The following is a 292-nucleotide window of genomic DNA, read 5'->3' as shown; positions in this document are numbered from 1 at the left end:
GCCACCATGAGTTTGAACGATAAGGACAAGGCTGCCGTCAAGGCCCTCTGGGCAAAAATTTCCAAGTCAGCTGACGTTATCGGCGCTAATGCCTTGGCCAGGATGCTCTTGGTCTACCCGCAAACCAAGACCTACTTCACTCACTGGACAGACCATGCTCCCGGCTCTGTCCCAGTGAAGGCCCACGGAAAGAAGGTGATGAATGGCATTGGTTTGGCTGTGGCCAAAATCGACGACCTGGTTGGTGGCCTGCTGGAACTCAGCGAGCAGCACGCCTTCCAGCTGAGAGCGG

Annotated in this window: 1 protein-coding gene; it reads left to right on the top strand. The window is 56.2% G+C overall.

The window, feature by feature from the left end; all coding sequences use genetic code 11:
• A partial coding sequence (locus J4G32_RS20835) for a globin domain-containing protein (protein WP_210497564.1) occupies window positions 1-292 on the top strand: 292 nt, incomplete at both ends.

This window comes from Microvirga antarctica, assembly GCF_017921815.1.
Lineage (GTDB): Bacteria > Pseudomonadota > Alphaproteobacteria > Rhizobiales > Beijerinckiaceae > Microvirga > Microvirga antarctica.
Note: the sequence above shows the minus strand (reverse complement) of the source record. Positions and strands in the feature narration are given on the sequence as shown.